A 16,559-nucleotide genomic window follows, 5' to 3' on the forward strand; every position below is an offset into this window, starting at 1 on the left:
CGGAGCCCGTCTTCGCACGGATGGGGAATGAACGGCCCGACTCGCAGGTTGTCGGCATAGAATTTCGGTAGAACCGGTCACCCCTAAGGAGACGAACATGAGCGACACCCTCGCACTCACCCCGCAGACCGAGGCCCCCGCGCACAAGGTCGGCCTCACCGACGGTGCAGCCGCCAAGGTGAAGAGCCTCCTCGGCCAGGAGGGCCGCGACGACCTGCGCCTCCGTGTGGCCGTGCAGCCCGGCGGATGCTCGGGCCTGATCTACCAGCTCTACTTCGACGAGCGCCAGCTCGACGGCGACGGCGTGGTCGACTTCGACGGCGTGGAGGTCATCGTCGACAAGATGAGCGTGCCCTACCTCGATGGTGCGACCATCGACTTCGAAGACACGATCCAGAAGCAGGGCTTCACCATCGACAACCCGAACGCCGGCGGTAGCTGTGCGTGCGGCGATTCGTTCCACTGACACCCGTGCGGGCCGCCCCCGGGGTGGTCTCGCCAAAAAATTTCTACGCTGAGTAGAATCGCTCAGCTTCACCCCCCGAGGCCCGTGAACATGCGGATCTCGGGGGGTTTTTCACGCTCTGGGCACACTCAGACACGCTTGTCAGCCCCGCCCGGTGAAACATTCAGCCCGGATTGGTCGCATTAGGCTAGGCAGCGTCAAATACACTGGACACACGTATCACCAGCAGTAGTTCCGAAGGGTTTCAGGTGCGCTCGAAAAGACGTCTCAGATGGGTCGCCATTCCCGTCATGGTGAGCATGGGCTTGCTGTTGGCAGGCTGCTCGCAGCAGCAGATGCAGGGCTTCCTCCCCGCGGAGCCCGGCACCACGAACAACACCGACAAGGTGACCGGTCTCTGGGTCACCTCGTGGATCGTGCTGCTCGCGGTCGGCATCATCACCTGGGGCCTCACCATCTGGGCCGTCGTCGTCTTCCGTCGTCGTCGCGGCCAGACCGGGCTCCCGGTGCAGCTGCGCTACAACATGCCCATCGAGATCTTCTACACGGTGGTGCCCCTCATCCTGGTGCTCGGCTTCTTCGCGTTCACCGCGAAAGACCAGGCAGACATCGAGCAGCCGTACGCGGCTCCCGACGAGGTCATCTCGGTCTACGGCAAGCAGTGGGCGTGGGACTTCAACTACGTCAACCAGAACGTCTACACCGCGGGCGTGCAGGCGCAGAGCGCGCCGGCCTCCGCCGGTGGCGACGCGAACAGCGCGCTGGTCGAGAGCGAGATTCCGACCCTGTACCTGCCGGTCGACAAGAAGATCACCATCGAACTTCACGCACGCGACGTCATCCACTCCTTCTGGGTCATCGACTTCCTCTACAAGAAAGACATGATCCCCGGCAAGACGAACTACATGTACGTCACACCCGAGCGCATCGGCACCTTCTCCGGCAAGTGCGCCGAGCTCTGCGGTGAGTACCACTCCGACATGCTCTTCAACGTGAAGGTCGTGTCGCAGGCCGACTACGACGCCTACACGAAGTCCCTCGCCGACCAGGGTTTCACCGGCCAGCTCGGCGACGACTACAACCGCAACACCAACCTTCCCGGCACGGTCTCGCCTCTGGCTGAGTCCGAATCGGGAGCTTCGAAGTAGAAGGCGACGATGAGCACACTGACCGCCCCCAGAGTCACGCCGATCGAGCGTAAGGGCAACGTTCTGGTCAAGTGGATCACCTCCACCGACCACAAGACGATCGGGTACATGTACCTGATCTCGTCGTTCGTCTACTTCTGCCTCGGCGGAGTCATGGCCCTCGTCATCCGGGCGCAGCTGTTCGAGCCCGGTGCCCAACTGCTGGCCACCAAAGACCAGTACAACCAGCTCTTCACCATGCACGGAACGATCATGCTGCTGATGTTCGCGACGCCGCTGTTCGCCGGGTTCGCCAACGTTCTGATGCCGCTGCAGATCGGTGCTCCGGATGTCGCGTTCCCCCGTCTGAACGCGTTCGCCTACTGGCTCTACAGTTTCGGCTCGCTCATCGTCGTCGCCGGGTTCCTGACCCCGCAGGGTGCTGCGTCGTTCGGCTGGTTCGCCTACGCGCCGCTCTCGAGTACGACCTTCACACCGGGAGACGGCGGCAACCTCTGGGTCTTCGGCCTGGTGCTCTCGGGTTTCGGCACGATTCTGGGTGGCGTCAACTTCATCACCACCATCATCACGATGCGCGCTCCCGGCATGACGATGTTCCGCATGCCGATCTTCACGTGGAACGTGCTCGTCACCTCCATCCTCGTGCTGATGGCGTTCCCCGTTCTGGCGGCGGCGCTGTCGGCGCTCGGTATAGACAGGGTGTTCGACGCGCACATCTATGACGCAGCGAATGGCGGTGTGCTGCTCTGGCAGCACCTGTTCTGGTTCTTCGGCCACCCGGAGGTGTACATCATCGCGCTGCCGTTCTTCGGCATCATCTCCGAGGTGCTGCCGGTCTTCAGCCGCAAACCGATCTTCGGGTACAAGACGCTCGTCTACGCGACCATTTCGATCGCGGCCCTCTCGGTCACGGTCTGGGCTCACCACATGTACGTCACCGGATCGGTGCTGCTGCCGTTCTTCGCTCTGATGACGATGCTGATCGCGGTGCCCACGGGTGTCAAGATCTTCAACTGGGTCGGCACGATGTGGCGCGGCTCGGTCACCTTCGAGACGCCCATGATGTGGGCCATCGGATTCCTGATCACGTTCACCTTCGGTGGTCTCACCGGCGTCATCCTGGCTTCGCCGCCGCTCGACTTCCACGTCTCCGACTCGTACTTCGTCGTCGCCCACTTCCACTACGTGGTCTTCGGCACCGTGGTGTTCGCGATGTTCGCGGGCTTCTACTTCTGGTGGCCCAAGTGGACCGGCAAGATGCTGAACGAGAAGCTCGGCCAGTGGCACTTCTGGCTCCTGTTCATCGGATTCCACACGACGTTCCTCATCCAGCACTGGCTGGGAGTCGTGGGCATGCCCCGCCGGTACGCGTCGTACTCGCCCGATGACGGCTTCACCTGGATGAACCAGATCTCGACGGTGGGCGCGTTCCTGCTCGCGTCGTCGATGATCCCGTTCTTCCTGAACGTGTACATCACGGCCCGGAGCGCACCCAAGGTCACGGTCAACGACCCGTGGGGCTACGGCCGCTCGCTCGAGTGGGCGACCTCGTGCCCGCCGCCGCGACACAACTTCACCTCGATCCCGCGCATCCGGTCGGAGTCTCCCGCCTTCGACCTGAACCACCCCGAGGCCGGCCTGCCGGTCGGTGTGGGCCCGGCGAAGGACGCTCCGGATGCCCCCACCTACGACCTCGACCAGGAGAAGGTGAAATAGCATGCGCGCCAATATCAACGTCTTCTGGATCCTTGCGGCTTTCTTCCTCGTCGCGGATGGCATCTACATCCTCTGGTCGCTGGTGTCGTACGGCACCGTCGAGTGGGTGGGTACGATCGGCATCGCGCTCGGTGCCATTCTCGGGGCGTTCATCGCGTTCTACCTCGGTCGCGTCCACAGTGCGCAGGGCGGCGAGCTGCCCGAAGACATCACGACGTCGAACATCGACGACGGCGATCCGGAGATGGGCTTCTACAGCCCCTGGAGCTGGTGGCCCGTCATGCTCGCCGGTTCGCTGGCCATCTTCGTGCTCGGCCTTGCCGTCGGAACGTGGATCAGCTTCATCGGTGTGGCCCTGGTGCTCGTCGCGATCGTCGGGTGGGTCTACGAGTACTACCGGGGCAACTTCGCCCGCTAGACCTCGTGCAGTGACCTGAGAGGGGCTCTTCCGTCACAGCGGGAGGGTCCCTTCGTCGTTCATCAGGGCCGGTCGGATGATGGGAGAGGATCATGCCATGAGTGCCGCCGAGCCATCCGATGACCGTGCCCCCCTTCCGCGCACAACGGCTGCCGAACGCGAGGCGCGTGCGGAGGAAGCACTCCAGGCCATCCTCGCCGGTGGTGACCTCGGCCAGGAGGCGCAGAGACTCTCGAACGGTTTCACCGACGAATACGCCGGGCGGATCGGAGCGTGGCTGCGCCGTCACCTTGGTCGACCTCCCGCCTGATGCTCCTCGCGTCACGGCGCGGGAAGCACGTTCACCGCATAGGGGGCTGCTCGGGTGGCGCCGTTGTTCTCGGCCTCGAACCCGATCACGACGGGCCCCGGATGCCCGGGGTCGGGCGTATAGGTCGCCACACCCGCGACCGGGTCGAGGTCACTCACCGTGCCGTACTCGGGCTGCTCGGTGATGCGGTAGTGCAACCCGTCGATCTGGCGCCAGCCTGCGAGCGGAGTGATCCAGCAGTCGAGCCGGACGCGCACGGGGGAGTTCGCGTCGGTGGTGGTGCCGGCGGTCGCGCAGCCCGGCACGATGTCGGCGATGTGGATGCTCACCCGAACCTCGGGGGACTGCAGCCCGAATGAGTCGGTGGTCTGAACCGTCACGTGATCGGTGTAGTCACCGCGGATCACATCGATCGAGCGGTAGTGCAGGTCGCCGCCGGTGTCGAACCACGCTCCGCCCATTGCGCCCTGGTCGGTGACGACCGAGCTGAGGTGGTCGCCGCTCTCCGCCTGGTGCCTGTCGACGTCGTCGTCGGTGAACAGTGCTGCCCGGGGAACGACGGTCTCGACCCCCCGTACCGCCTCGAACGGTGCGCGGCCAGAGCCGGGAGCTGCTGCCGGGGTGTATCGGTTGCGCACCGCCACAGAGAACGGGAGGGAGTACGTTCCGTCGGCCGAAACCGCCCACGCCTCGGCCGACACATACGTTCCCTGGGCCTCGGCCGTCGCGCTGTAAATGATGCTGCCGTCACCCTCTCGCGCGGTGGGAATGCCGAGCGACAGCGCGGAGTGGATCGTGCTGACCTCGAGCCGCACCGGCTCCTTGCCGGGTGCCGCCTCGCAGTCCACGTCGGCGACTGTGATGACCGTTGTGGAGCCGAACCCGCCATCCGTGACCACACCCGAGCACACGGGCACCTGACGCGACGAGAGGTCGATCACAGGGGCGGTGAGCGGCGATCGCGACGTTCTGATGGTCTTGGGTGTGGCGAAGGTGCACACGTAGGCGTTGCCGTTCGCCACACACGAGTCGAACAGGCCACCCGTGAGTCGGAAGATCGCTTTCGAGACGTCGCCGGGGGAGGAGGTCAGCTGCTCGGTGAAGGTGAAGACGTAGGCGAATGTGTTGGAGCTGCCGTCGGAACCCATCGAGGTCAGGGGCGTGATCCGTGCCAACGATTCGAGCTGCTTCGGATCGCGAACGGTGACGGCGTCGAACGAATCTCCATCGGCTCCGGGCCGGAAGACGTTGATCACGGCAGGCTTCGCGGCATCCTTCTTGCCGGCTCGGGTGTTGCGAACGCTCGTCGACTCCGGCGCCTTCTTGTCGCCGCCGGTCGAGCCGTCGCCCCCACCCCTGCCGGCCGCATGGGCGTAGGCATCGGTCTCGCGCGCCGTCATCCCGCTCAGCTGGGTGTGGAACACCCCCGGCGTCCTGTCTTCGGTGTCGGGATAGACGCCGAGCTTCTCGTCGCCCGGAGGCGCGCCCTCGGGAATGACCAGCGTGGCGGGGTCGCGCGCGATGGGCCCCGAACCCGCACCCCCCAGGTTGTCGTGCAGCTCTCCGCTCGGATGGGTACCCGGCTCCACCCCGCCGTGCGGGTCGACGGGTTCGGCGCTGGCGGGCTGCGCCAGGCCGCCAGCCAACAGGATTACCGCCACGGTCACAACGACCACTCGTCTCTGGAACACCATCTCAGCTACCCCGTCCTCAGCGGAGGCACTAGTGCCTCGCACACTGGAGAGACGCGGCTGCAACCGATCCATTACGCCGGTTCAGCAAAAAAGAAGGCCCCCGTTCCGGATCGACAGAACGGGGGCCTTCTGGGTGGTGCGATGAAGCGGTGACGCCTAGTGGAGCTGCTTCTGGTGCTCGAGGTCGGCGCGCGTGACGGGAGCGATACGGTCCTCGAAGAACCACTTCGACATGCCGGCTCGGAGACGCTGCGGGGCGGTGATCTTGCCCCTCGCGTTCGGGCGAACCATCAGCGGCTTGTACTCGTGGAACGAGACCAGCTTCCAGCGCTCGTACTCGTCGACATCCTGGTGGACCTCGATGTACTCGCCGCCCGGAAGGCGAACGATTCGACCCGACTCGAAGCCGTGCAGGGCCATCTCGCGGTCTTTCTTCTGCAGGGCGAGGCAGACGCGCTTCGCGACGAAGTAGGCGATGATCGGGCCGAGGATGACCAGAGCCTGGATGGCGTGGATGACGGACTCGATCGACAGCTGGAAGTGCGTGGCCAGGATGTCGGAGCTCGCTGCAGACCAGAGGGCGGCGTAGAACGTGACACCGGCTGCGCCGATCGCCGTGCGAGTCGGAGCGTTGCGGGGACGGTCGAGGATGTGGTGCTCGCGCTTGTCTCCAGTCACCCAGCCCTCGATGAACGGGTAGATCAGCACGGTCAGGATGAACAGGCCGAGCACGCCCACCGGAATCAGGATGTTGAAGGAGTACGTGTGATCCCACAGCACGAACTCGAGTCCCGGGGGCATGAGCCGCAGGGCGCCGTCGGCGAACCCGATGTACCAGTCCGGCTGGGTGCCGGCCGACACGGGGGAGGGGTCGTACGGCCCGTAGTTCCAGATCGGGTTGATCGTGAAGAACGAGGCGATCAGGGCGATGATGCCGAAGACGATGAAGAAGAATCCACCGGCCTTGGCCGCGTACACCGGCAGAACCGGGTAGCCGATCACGTTGTCGTTGGTCTTGCCGGGGCCGGCGTACTGCGTGTGCTTGTGCACCACGACGAACACCAGGTGCAGCGCGATCAGCGCGACGATGATGGCCGGCAGCAGCAGGATGTGCAGCGTGTACAGCCTGCCGACGATCTGCTCGCCCGGGAACTCTCCACCGAACAGGAGGTAGGAGATCCACGTTCCGACGAAGGGGAAGCCCTTCACCATTCCGTCGATGATCCGGAGGCCGTTGCCCGAGAGCAGGTCGTCGGGGAGCGAGTAGCCGGTGAAGCCCTCGCCGAGCGCCAGGATGAACAGCACGAAGCCGATGACCCAGTTGAGCTCGCGCGGCTTGCGGAACGCACCCGTGAAGTAGATGCGGAGCATGTGCAGGCCGATAGAGGCGATGAAGAGCAGCGCCGCCCAGTGGTGGATCTGGCGAACCAGGAGCCCGCCGCGGATCTCGAACGAGATGTTCAGCGTCGACGACATGGCCGACGACATCTCGACGCCCTTCAGGGGCACGAAGCTGCCGTCGTACACGGTCGGCGCCATCGATGCCTGGAAGAAGAACGTCAGGAACGTTCCGGTCAGGATGATGACCACGAAGCTGTAGAGGGCCACCTCACCGAGCATGAACGACCAGTGATCGGGGAAGATCTTGCGACCGAACTCCTTGACCACGGCGGAGATGCTGGTGCGTTCGTCGATGTAGTTCGCGGCCGCCGACGTGAAGCGCGCCGACGGGGCATTCGAGATCTTCGGCGGAGCGCCGTCGACCAGGTGATCTGTGGTGCCGGGCACGAGCCCGTCGACCTTGGACTTTTCGATTGTCATGACCGCTCCCAGAAGCTAGGGCCGACGGGCTCGAGAAAATCGCTGCGAGCCACAAGGTAGCCCTCGCCGTCGACTGTGATGGGCAGCTGGGGCAGGGGCCGTTTGGCCGGGCCGAAGATGACCTCGCACTCGTTGTTCACGTCGAACGTGGACTGGTGGCAGGGGCAGAGGAGGTGGTGTGTCTGCTGTTCGAACAGAGCCACCGGGCATCCGACGTGCGTGCAGATCTTGGAGTATGCGACGATGCCGTCGTAGTTCCAGTCTTCACGGCCGGCGCTGACGTTGAGGTCAGACGGGTTGACGCGCATGAGCAGCACGGCCGCTTTGGCCTTCTGCTCGAGGCGGTCGGGGGCGTCGTTGAGGCCTTCCGGAATGATGTGGAAGGCCGATCCGATGGTGACATCGGAAGCTTTGACGGGAAGGCCCGAGGGGTCGAGGGTGAGTCGGTCGCCGGCCTTCCACATCGTGTGGGAGAGCAACTCCGACGGGCTCTCGCCCTCGGGGCCGAGCCCGCGGAACAGGATGACCGCGGGCAGCGGGAAGGCGACGAGAGCGCCGATCAGGCTGTTGCGGATCAGCGAGCGGCGGCCGAAGCCCGACTCCACGTTGCCCTCGTGGAAGATCTCGACGGCACGCGCACGCGTCTCGTCCGAGCTCCGCACGGGGTGACGGATGTCGACGCCCTCTTCGTCGTGCATGAGCGTCTTGGCCCAGTGCACCGCGCCGATTCCAATGCCCATCAGGGCAAGCGTTATGCCGAGGCCCAGGAACACCGTGTTGAGTCGTACCGAACCCGGGTCGTCGCTGTTGATCGGGAACGCCATGTAGGCGGCGATCGCGAAGATGGAGCCCGCGATGGAGAGGTAGAAGAGTGTGTAGACCGCCCGCTGTGCGCCCTTAGCCTTCTTCGGGTCGAGGTCGGTGATGCGCTTGCGGTGCGGCGGGATGCCGGGGTCGGAGAGACCGTCGGTCGTCATGACGGCGAGGCCGCCTGATGCAGAGGAGACTGCGGCCGAGGGCTCGACGGCCCTGCCCGACGTGTTGCTCACGCCGCCTGCGCCTGACGAAGTCGCGGCCACGTCTGTGCCGCTCGTCTCGTCGTGTGCCATGGTGTTCCTTTCGAACCTGAAGAGTGTGTGTGCCGGTGCGCGGGACGCTGGATCAGTTGGACTTCGCCGTGAGCCAGACCGTCAGTGCGACGACCGCGCCGATGCCGAAGATCCAGATAAACAGACCCTCTGCGACAGGCCCGAGGTTACCCAGTTCGAACCCGCCCGGGGAGGGGTTGTTCTGCAGGTACTTCAGGTAGGTGATGATGTCGCGCTTGTCTTCCGGGGTGATGTTGTGGTCGTTGAAGACCGGCATGTTCTGCGGGCCGCTCAGCATGGCCTCGTAGACGTACTTGGAGTCGACACCCGTGAGCTCGGGCGCGAACTTTCCCTCGGTGAGCGCCCCGCCGGCACCCGCGACGTTGTGGCACATCGCGCAGTTGATACGGAACAGCTCACCGCCGTTCGTGGCGTCGCCGGTGTCGGCGATCTGCGAGTCGGTGGGGACCGCGGGCCCGGGCGACAGCGAGGCGACGTAGGCAGCGAGGGCCGCCGTCTGCTCCTCGGTGAACTGCGGGGGCTTCTGCATGGCCTGCGGGCCTTGCATGGCGAGCGGCATACGCCCGGTGCCGACCTGGAAGTCGACGGATGCCGCACCCACGCCGAGCAGGTTCGGGCCGGCAGCAGACCCCTCGAGGTTCATGCCGTGGCACGTGGCGCAGTTGGCGGCGAAGAGCTTGCTCCCCTCTTCGACGGTGGCCTGCGAAGCCGCGACGTTCGAGTCGGCGGTGGCCGTGCTGGAGAACAGTGCATAGCCGCCGCCCGTGAAGGCCAGCCCGATCGCGATCAGAACGACGGTCGCCAGAGGGTGCCGTCTGTTCGCTTTCCTGGAGGTGCGGGCCATTCTCTCAACTCTCTGTCGGGTGGTGCGGTCGGCCTGGTGCAGCCGAGATGATGCGGTGGTTGAGGAGCGAAACGAAATCATTTCAGGATGTAGATGACGAGGAAGAGGCCGATCCACACCACGTCGACGAAGTGCCAGTAGTACGACACGACGATCGCGCTGGTGGCCTCACGGTGCCCGAAGTTCTTGACCCCGAAGGCTCGCCCGATCATCAGGAGGAACGTGAACAGCCCAGCGGTGACATGTAGAGCGTGGAATCCGGTGGTGAGGTAGAACGCCGAGCCGTACGAGGAGGAGTTCAGGGTGACACCCTCTTCGACGAGGTTCGAGTACTCCCAGACCTGGCCGGAGACGAACAGGGCGCCGAGCACGTAGGTGAGGAAGAACCACTCGACCATGCCCCACTGCGTCGGCTTCCAGCCGGTGGCGCGCGACTGCAGTCGTTCGGCCGCGAAGACACCGAACTGGCAGGTGAACGAACTCGACACCAGGATGAGGGTGTTCACGGTGGCGAAGGGCACGTTGAGGATGGAACTCTCGGTGTTCCAGAGCTCGGGGCTCGTCGACCTCAGTGTGAAGTAGATGGCGAAGAGGCCTGCGAAGAACATGACCTCGCTGCCGAGCCACACGATCGTGCCGACGGCCACGACATTGGGCCGCTGCACCAGGGGTGCCGTGGATGTTTGGGTCATCGAGCTGCTAGTCACGTTCTCCATTATGTCCGATTTCTCTTCAGGGTTTTCTCATTTGCACCCCCTAGTGGAGACTTTTTTACGCGACGTAGAATAACCGGCCGCTCTCCCGCAGATCGGGCACCGTTTAGGATCGCTGGTATGTCGTCTGAACTCACCTGGTCGCACCTGATCTCGGCCCTTCTCGAGTCGAAGGACCTGTCGGTGGCGGAAGCGACCTGGGCGATGAACGAGGTCATGGAGGGCCAGGCGTCACCGGCCCAGCTCGCCGGTTTTCTCGTAGCTCTCCGCGCCAAGGGCGAGACGGTCGACGAGATCGTAGGCTTTCGCGACGCCATCCTCGACCACGCCCTCGAGCTGGAGGTCGACCCCTTCGCCCTCGACATCGTGGGTACGGGAGGAGACCGGTTCGGCACGGTGAACGTCTCGACAATGGCCTCGATCGTGGCATCCGGAGCCGGCGTGCCGGTGGTCAAGCACGGCAACAGAGCGGCGAGTTCGCTCGCGGGGTCGTCTGACGTGCTCCTGGCGCTGGGACTGAACCTCGACCTCGACGGTCCGGCGGTGGCCCGCGTGCTGCAGGAGGCCGGAATCACGTTCGCTTTCGCGGCCAAGTTCCACCCCGGCTTCCGGCACGCCGGCGCGGTGCGCAGCGAACTCGGCATCCCGACGGTATTCAACTATCTCGGGCCGCTCTGCAACCCCGCGCGGCCGGAGGCCTCCGCGGTGGGGGTGGCCCAGCTCGACCGGGTGCCGCTCATCGTCGGCGTCTTTCAGACCCGCGGCGCCACTGCTCTGGTTCTTCGGGGCGACGACGGGCTCGATGAGCTGACCACCACGGGGCACAGCCACATCTGGGAGGTCTCGCGGGGCGCGGTGACCGAACACGACCTGGAGCCCCGGGACCTCGGCATCCGCCGGGCCTCGATCGAGCAGCTCAGGGGCGGCGACCCGCAGGCGAACGCCGAGACCGTGCGGCGGGTGCTCGACGGGGAGCAGGGCCCGGTGCGCGACATCGTTCTGCTGAATGCTGCTGCGGGGCTGGCCGCGTTCGATCTTGCGCGCGATCCCTCCCAGGTGCAGAGGAGCATCGTCGAGCGCTTCAGCGAGAAGATGGCGACCGCCGCCTCGTCCATCGACTCCGGGTCGGCGGCCCGCCAGCTCGAGCGCTGGGTGGCCGCCACCAACCGGTGAACGCAAAACCCGATCCGAGCCATGGGCAAGGGTCGGTGGTTGGGCGTAGGTTGGTTCCCGAGTGCAGGCAGGGGCCCGATCATCCGGTTCTCTCCACCCCTTTTCTCCGCGAGTAAGGAAGTTCAATGAAGAAACTCATCAATGATCCGAAGAACGTCGTCGACGAGGCGGCCCGCGGCATCGAAGCCGCTCGCGGCGATCTCGTCGATGTGTTCTACGACCCGATCTACATCGTGCGAAAGGGCGCACCCGTTCAGGGCAAGGTCGCCCTGGTCAGCGGCGGCGGCAGCGGCCACGAGCCGCTGCACGGTGGCTTCGTCGGGTTCGGGATGCTCGATGCGGCCGTTCCCGGGCCGGTCTTCACCTCGCCCACCCCCGACCCCATTCTCGCCGCGACCAAGGCCGTCGACGGCGGTGCGGGCGTGCTGCACATCGTGAAGAACTACACCGGAGACGTTCTGAACTTCGAGACGGCCGCCGATCTCGCCTCGGCCGAAGACATCGAGGTGCGCACGGTGATCATCAACGACGATGTCGCTGTGAAGGACTCCCTCTACACCGCCGGCCGCCGCGGCGTCGCGGGGACCGTGCTGGTGGAGAAGATCGCCGGTGCCGCGGCCGACCGGTCCGACGATCTCGACACGGTCGCCGGCATCGCGCAGAAGGTCAACGACCAGATGCGATCGATGGGCGTGGCCCTGACGCCGTGCGTCGTTCCGCACGCGGGCGAGCCGAGTTTCGTGCTCGCTGACGATGAGATCGAGATCGGAATCGGAATCCACGGCGAGCCCGGGCGCGAGCGCATCAAACTGGAGCCCGCCGACGCGATCGTCGACCGCCTGCTCGGCCCCATTCTCGAAGACTTGCCCTTCGCCTCGGGCGACAGGGTGCTGCTGTTCGTCAACGGTATGGGCGGAACGCCCCAGGTCGAGCTGTACATCGTGTTCCGTCGCGCGGCCGAGGTGCTGAAGGAGAGGGGTATCGAGGTGACCCGCTCGCTGGTGGGCAACTTCGTCACCTCGCTCGAGATGCAGGGTGCCTCGATCACGGTGCTGAAGCTCGACGACGAACTGACCGAGCTGTGGGATGCACCCGTGCAGACCGCCGCCCTCCGCTGGGGAAGGTAGAACACGCATGAGCCTGGGCATCACATGGGTCACCGGCTGGATCCGGCTGACGGCCGCGGTCATCGCCGAGCACCGGGTCGAGCTGATCACGCTCGACCGCGAGATCGGTGACGGCGACCACGGCGAGAACCTCGACCGGGGTTTCAGTGCCGTCATCCACAAGCTCGACGACCTCCCCGCCGATGCGCTACCCGGTGATGCCCTGAAGCTCGTGGCCACCACGCTCATCTCGACCGTCGGCGGGGCGTCCGGTCCGCTGGTCGGTACGGCCTACCTCAAGGCCGCGCAGGCGGTCGGCAAGGCCGAGCAGCTGGATGGCGCGGCGATCGTCGCGCTGCTGACGGCCGCGCGCGACGGGGTGGTTCTGCGCGGCAAGGCCGAAGTGGGCGACAAGACGATGATCGACGCGTGGACGCCGGCGGTGGATGCCGCGGCGGCGGCCCTGGCCGACGGGCAGAGCGAGACGGCCATCCTCGAGGCCGCTGCTGCAGCTGCCGAGAAGGGCGCCGAGTCGACGGAACCGCTGGTGGCCCGAAAGGGCCGGGCAAGCTACCTGGGGGAGCGGGCCATCGGGCACCGCGATCCGGGTTCGCAGTCGTCGGCGCTCATCCTGCGGGCCGCCGCCGATGCTGCGGCCGGTTCGGGCGCCGCTGGCGATGCCGCCGCCGACGCCGCGGCCGGTTCCCCCGGAGCTGCGTAGCGTGATCGCCGTCGACGGCAGGGTCGGCCTCGTCTTCGTCTCGCACAGCGAGAAGATCGCGACCGGCCTGGTGGAGCTCGCGGCACAGATGGCCCCGCAGACAGCGATGGCCGCTGCGGGAGGCACCGACGAGGGCGGTATCGGCACCAGCTTCGAGAAGGTGACGGCGGCGATCGGCGAGGTGGATTCCGGTGAGGGCGTGGTCGTGCTCTGTGACCTCGGCTCGGCCATCCTCACAGCGGAGACAGCGCTCGACTTCCTCGACGATGAGCTGCGGGCGCGCATCCGTATCGTCGATGCCCCGCTCGTGGAGGGCGCGGTCGCAGCCTCGGTGACGGCAGAGACCGGCGGGTCGCTCAACGAGGTCGTCGCGGCGGCCGAGTCGGCTCGCGGTGCGGCGGCAGAGGATGCCCAGGGTTCCGCTGGCGGCGCCGAAGACGGGGCGGGCCAGACGTCTCAGCCGGCGCCCGACGGCGAGCTGACCCGGAGCGTCGAGGTCGTCAACCGAGACGGACTTCACGCCCGGCCCGCCGCCGAATTCGTCAAACTCGCGAACACCTTCGACGCGAAGGTGACGATCAACGGCAAGGACTCGAAGAGCCTGTTGGGCATCATGTCGCTGGGCCTGGTGCGCGGGGCCACCGCTACCCTGACCGCACGCGATGAGAGCGGCAAGGACGCCCTCGACGCCCTCGCCGCACTGATCGGATCGGGTTTCGGCGAGGAGTAGCCCGAACCGATCCCAGGCTGGGCGCCATTCGCCGGCGCCCAGCCCTCACTCGGTTCTACTTGGCGGTCGCCTTGCGGTTCTCGGCCGAAACCATCCATGCGTACTGCTCGAGGGCCGCGATGATGGCGTGGAGGATGTCGGCGCTCGTCGGGTCGGCCTCGTCGACCGCGTCGTGGACCTCGCGCATGCAGCCGACGGTCGCCTCGAGGCGAACCGTGATCAGGTCGACGGTCTCCGCGGTGTCGATCTCGCCGTTGGGGTACTCGGGCAGCGTCGTGGTTGCCGCGACCGTGTCGGAACGACCATCCGGAACAGCGTGCAGCGCACGCATGCGCTCGGCGACCTGGTCGCTGAATTCACGGGCCGCGTCGATGATCTCGTCGAGTTGCAGGTGGAGGTCGCGGAAGTTCTTGCCGACGACGTTCCAGTGCGCCTGCTTGCCCTGCACGTGCAGCTCGATCAGGTCGACGAGCACCTGCTGGAGCGAGTCGGTGAGCTCCTTGGGGGCCTTGAAACCGCGCTCGGCGTTCTGGCGCCGTGTGCTCTTCGCGCCTCCGTCGACGGGAACGTGCACGTCGCGGGCGATGGTTGTCGTTGCCATGGGTTGTACCTTTCTGGTCTGCGAGGGTGGTGATTTCTCGCCACTGTTTCCACGGTACGCCCCGTCGCTGGCAACCTGCCCGCAGGTGCGGGGTGGTTGACAATCGCGACACGGTCACTTCGGCGCCGCACGCTCACTTCGCCGCCGCGCGTTCACTTCTTCGGCGCCGTGAGCTCCTCGATCGTGATGGCGGCGTTGATGAGGGCCAGGTGGCTGAGGCCCTGCGGCAGGTTGCCGAGGAACGACATGTCGTCGGCGTCGATCATCTCGGAGTAGAGCCCGACGTCGTTCGACAGGCCGATGAGCTGGTCCATCAGCGCGATCGACTCCTTGGTGCGCCCGATGCACACCAGGGCAGAGGCGAGCCAGAAGGCGCAGGCCACGAAGGTCGCCTCCTCGGCCTCGGCGCCCGAATAGCGGTAGACGAGGGGGCCGCGGGAGAGCTCCTGCTGGATGGCGTCGATGGTCGACGACATGCGCTCTCCGCGATCGAAGCCGCTCGGAGCGTGCAGCAGCACGGAGGCGTCGAGTTCGTCGCTTCCCGGGTACATGACGTAGGCCTTCCGCTCGTCAGACCAGCAGTGCTCGCGCACCCACTCCGCGATGAGCGCACGCTCCGACCGCCAGCGCGACGGATCGCCCGGGATCTGGCCGAGCTCGGCGAGGGTGACGGCCGCATCCAGGGCCTGCCAGCAGCCCATCTTCGAGGAGGTGTAGTGACGCGTCTCCTCCAGTTCCCAGATGCCGGCGTCGGGGCGGCGCCAGTCGTCGCAGGCGCGATCGGCGACACCGGCGAGCATCCGGCCCGTCTCGGAATCGAGCACGTTGCCGGCGACGACGTAGAGCCGCATCACGTCGAAGAGGTCGCCGAAGACACCGAGCTGCAACTGCCCGCTGGCAGGGTTGCCCGTCACGACGGGGGTCGCCCCACGCCAGCCGGGGGAGTCGTGCTTCTCGACCTCGCCGGGTAGCGTGCCGTCGAGCTTGTAGAAGACGTGCAGCTCGGGGCCGTTCTCGCGGATGGTCTTCAGCAGCCAGGAGACCGACGCGTGCGTCTCTTCGCGCAGCCCGAACCGAATCAGCGCGTGCACCGTGTACGCGAGGTCGCGGATCCAGGCGAACCGGTAGTCCCAGTTCTTTCCGCCCCGCGAATTCTCGGGCAGCGAGGTGGTCGCTGCGGCGGCGATCGCGCCGGTGGGGCTGTAGATGAGCAGCTTGAGGGCGAGGGCGCTTCGCTGTACCGCCTCCTTCCACGGGCCGTCGTAGCTGAACTCCTCGGCCCAGGCCTGCCAGTTCGAGACCGTGCGCTCGATGCCGCTGTCGGTGAGCTCGGGCTGCGGGATGTGCAGGGGCTCGTTGGACGTGCCGGCCACAGCGAGCACATGGTGCGACTTCGCGCTCGTGGTGAACCGGCCCGCGAGGGCCCTGTCGCCGCCGCCGCGGGGGCCGTGGTCGATGCCGCGCACCGCGATCGTCACGGAGTCGACACGGATGACGGGGCCGTGGGTGGTCTTCTGGATCCACGGCGACGCGGTCTGGAGGCAGGTGCCGGGCGCGACCCGCCAGCGGAAGCGCACGGAGCCCTTCACACCGACGACACGGCGCGCGAGTTCTGCCCACGGCAACCGGCCGGCGAACCCGGTGACCAGCGCATCGGTCAGCACGGCCACGCCGGTGTCGGTGGTGAAGGTGGTCTCGAGCACGTTCGTGCCGGGCACGTACCGCCGTGAGGCCGTGAACGGCTGCGTCGGGGTGAGTTCGAGGGCGCCGCCCTCTGCCTCGTCGAGCAGGCGTGCGAAGACGGGGGTTCCGTTCAGATCGGGGAGGGGCATCCAGTCGATGCTGCCGTCGAGGGCGATGAGGGCGATCGTTCGCCCGTCGCCGATGGCGCCGTAGGAGCGGAGGTCGGTGTACCCGCCCTCCCGGATCGGCACCGTGCCGGTGGCGGGCGGGGTGGCCCGATCCGTTCGCTGGGCCTGGGCGGGGTCG

16 protein-coding genes are annotated in these 16,559 nt (G+C 66.3%); 9 read left to right on the top strand and 7 right to left on the bottom strand.

Annotated elements, in window-relative coordinates; translation table 11 throughout:
* The first annotated feature begins 97 nt into the window (after positions 1-97).
* The 5 genes from B7R24_RS06875 (at position 98) to B7R24_RS06895 (ending at position 4,058) form a co-directional block, all read left to right on the top strand.
* The gene (locus B7R24_RS06875) at positions 98-466 is read left to right on the top strand and encodes a HesB/IscA family protein (RefSeq protein WP_116418223.1); all 369 of its coding nucleotides are present in this window, start codon (positions 98-100) and stop codon (positions 464-466) included.
* Positions 467-714: 248 nt separating this feature from the next.
* Positions 715-1,614: an aa3-type cytochrome oxidase subunit II gene (gene ctaC / locus B7R24_RS06880; protein WP_253259929.1), complete on the top strand. Its 900-nt coding sequence runs from the start codon at positions 715-717 to the stop codon at positions 1,612-1,614.
* Positions 1,615-1,623: 9 nt separating this feature from the next.
* Entirely contained in the window at positions 1,624-3,330 is a 1,707-nt protein-coding gene (gene ctaD / locus B7R24_RS06885; protein WP_116422255.1) for an aa3-type cytochrome oxidase subunit I, read from the top strand.
* A gap of 1 nt (position 3,331) precedes the next feature.
* Positions 3,332-3,748, top strand: a complete 417-nt coding sequence (locus B7R24_RS06890) for a cytochrome c oxidase subunit 4 (protein WP_116418226.1) — start codon at positions 3,332-3,334, stop codon at positions 3,746-3,748.
* Positions 3,749-3,845: 97 nt separating this feature from the next.
* Positions 3,846-4,058, top strand: coding sequence for a hypothetical protein (locus B7R24_RS06895; protein ID WP_116418227.1), 213 nt, complete (start codon positions 3,846-3,848; stop codon positions 4,056-4,058).
* Between the two features lie 11 nt (positions 4,059-4,069).
* On the opposite strand, the gene B7R24_RS06900 is transcribed toward B7R24_RS06895, so the two are convergent.
* The 5 genes from B7R24_RS06900 to ctaE all read right to left on the bottom strand — a co-directional run bounded on the left by B7R24_RS06900 (position 4,070) and on the right by ctaE (position 10,242).
* Positions 4,070-5,725, bottom strand: a complete 1,656-nt coding sequence (locus B7R24_RS06900) for a hypothetical protein (RefSeq protein WP_147303990.1) — start codon at positions 5,723-5,725, stop codon at positions 4,070-4,072.
* Positions 5,726-5,908: 183 nt separating this feature from the next.
* The gene (gene qcrB / locus B7R24_RS06905) at positions 5,909-7,573 is read right to left on the bottom strand and encodes a cytochrome bc1 complex cytochrome b subunit (RefSeq protein ID WP_116418229.1); all 1,665 of its coding nucleotides are present in this window, start codon (positions 7,571-7,573) and stop codon (positions 5,909-5,911) included.
* Positions 7,570-8,682, bottom strand: a complete 1,113-nt coding sequence (gene qcrA / locus B7R24_RS06910) for a cytochrome bc1 complex Rieske iron-sulfur subunit (RefSeq protein ID WP_116418230.1) — start codon at positions 8,680-8,682, stop codon at positions 7,570-7,572. The genes qcrB and qcrA overlap by 4 nt, the downstream gene beginning before the upstream one ends.
* Positions 8,683-8,734: 52 nt before the next feature.
* Positions 8,735-9,526: a cytochrome bc1 complex diheme cytochrome c subunit gene (gene qcrC, locus B7R24_RS06915; RefSeq protein ID WP_116418231.1), complete on the bottom strand. Its 792-nt coding sequence runs from the start codon at positions 9,524-9,526 to the stop codon at positions 8,735-8,737.
* Between the two features lie 77 nt (positions 9,527-9,603).
* On the bottom strand, positions 9,604-10,242 hold the full coding sequence (ctaE, locus tag B7R24_RS06920; protein ID WP_116418232.1) for an aa3-type cytochrome oxidase subunit III: 639 nt from the start codon (positions 10,240-10,242) through the stop codon (positions 9,604-9,606).
* A 117-nt stretch (positions 10,243-10,359) separates the two neighbouring features.
* Between ctaE and trpD the strand changes: the two genes are divergently transcribed.
* The 4 genes from trpD to dhaM all read left to right on the top strand — a co-directional run bounded on the left by trpD (position 10,360) and on the right by dhaM (position 13,969).
* Complete coding sequence (gene trpD, locus B7R24_RS06925) at positions 10,360-11,412, top strand: anthranilate phosphoribosyltransferase (protein ID WP_116418233.1); 1,053 nt, start codon at positions 10,360-10,362, stop codon at positions 11,410-11,412.
* A 125-nt stretch (positions 11,413-11,537) separates the two neighbouring features.
* Positions 11,538-12,539 carry a dihydroxyacetone kinase subunit DhaK gene (gene dhaK, locus B7R24_RS06930; protein ID WP_116418234.1) on the top strand — a complete coding sequence of 334 codons (1,002 nt, stop codon included), beginning with the start codon at positions 11,538-11,540 and terminating at the stop codon, positions 12,537-12,539.
* 7 nt (positions 12,540-12,546) lie between these two features.
* Positions 12,547-13,239 carry a dihydroxyacetone kinase subunit DhaL gene (dhaL, locus tag B7R24_RS17760; RefSeq protein ID WP_116418235.1) on the top strand — a complete coding sequence of 231 codons (693 nt, stop codon included), beginning with the start codon at positions 12,547-12,549 and terminating at the stop codon, positions 13,237-13,239.
* A gap of 1 nt (position 13,240) precedes the next feature.
* Positions 13,241-13,969, top strand: a complete 729-nt coding sequence (gene dhaM / locus B7R24_RS18290; protein WP_301182466.1) for a dihydroxyacetone kinase phosphoryl donor subunit DhaM — start codon at positions 13,241-13,243, stop codon at positions 13,967-13,969.
* Between the two features lie 55 nt (positions 13,970-14,024).
* Here dhaM and B7R24_RS06945 read toward each other — a convergent pair whose 3' ends face one another.
* Both B7R24_RS06945 and B7R24_RS06950 read right to left on the bottom strand, forming a co-directional pair.
* Complete coding sequence (locus B7R24_RS06945) at positions 14,025-14,570, bottom strand: Dps family protein (protein WP_116418237.1); 546 nt, start codon at positions 14,568-14,570, stop codon at positions 14,025-14,027.
* 152 nt (positions 14,571-14,722) lie between these two features.
* Positions 14,723-16,504 carry a glycoside hydrolase family 15 protein gene (locus B7R24_RS06950; RefSeq protein ID WP_253259342.1) on the bottom strand — a complete coding sequence of 594 codons (1,782 nt, stop codon included), beginning with the start codon at positions 16,502-16,504 and terminating at the stop codon, positions 14,723-14,725.
* Between the last annotated feature and the right edge of the window lie 55 nt (positions 16,505-16,559).

The sequence above is a fragment of the Subtercola boreus genome (genome assembly GCF_003399645.1).
GTDB classification, from domain to species: Bacteria; Actinomycetota; Actinomycetes; order Actinomycetales; family Microbacteriaceae; genus Subtercola; species Subtercola boreus_A.

Coding starts and splice junctions, on each gene's coding strand:
- B7R24_RS06890 (WP_116418226.1), top strand. CDS start 3,332: ATGCGCGCCAATATCAACGTCTTCTGGATCCTTGCGGCTTTCTTCCTC.
- qcrA (WP_116418230.1), bottom strand. CDS start 8,682: ATGGCACACGACGAGACGAGCGGCACAGACGTGGCCGCGACTTCGTCA.
- B7R24_RS06875 (WP_116418223.1), top strand. CDS start 98: ATGAGCGACACCCTCGCACTCACCCCGCAGACCGAGGCCCCCGCGCAC.
- dhaL (WP_116418235.1), top strand. CDS start 12,547: ATGAGCCTGGGCATCACATGGGTCACCGGCTGGATCCGGCTGACGGCC.
- B7R24_RS06945 (WP_116418237.1), bottom strand. CDS start 14,570: ATGGCAACGACAACCATCGCCCGCGACGTGCACGTTCCCGTCGACGGA.
- dhaK (WP_116418234.1), top strand. CDS start 11,538: ATGAAGAAACTCATCAATGATCCGAAGAACGTCGTCGACGAGGCGGCC.
- trpD (WP_116418233.1), top strand. CDS start 10,360: ATGTCGTCTGAACTCACCTGGTCGCACCTGATCTCGGCCCTTCTCGAG.
- ctaE (WP_116418232.1), bottom strand. CDS start 10,242: ATGGAGAACGTGACTAGCAGCTCGATGACCCAAACATCCACGGCACCC.
- B7R24_RS06895 (WP_116418227.1), top strand. CDS start 3,846: ATGAGTGCCGCCGAGCCATCCGATGACCGTGCCCCCCTTCCGCGCACA.
- qcrB (WP_116418229.1), bottom strand. CDS start 7,573: ATGACAATCGAAAAGTCCAAGGTCGACGGGCTCGTGCCCGGCACCACA.
- qcrC (WP_116418231.1), bottom strand. CDS start 9,526: ATGGCCCGCACCTCCAGGAAAGCGAACAGACGGCACCCTCTGGCGACC.
- ctaD (WP_116422255.1), top strand. CDS start 1,624: ATGAGCACACTGACCGCCCCCAGAGTCACGCCGATCGAGCGTAAGGGC.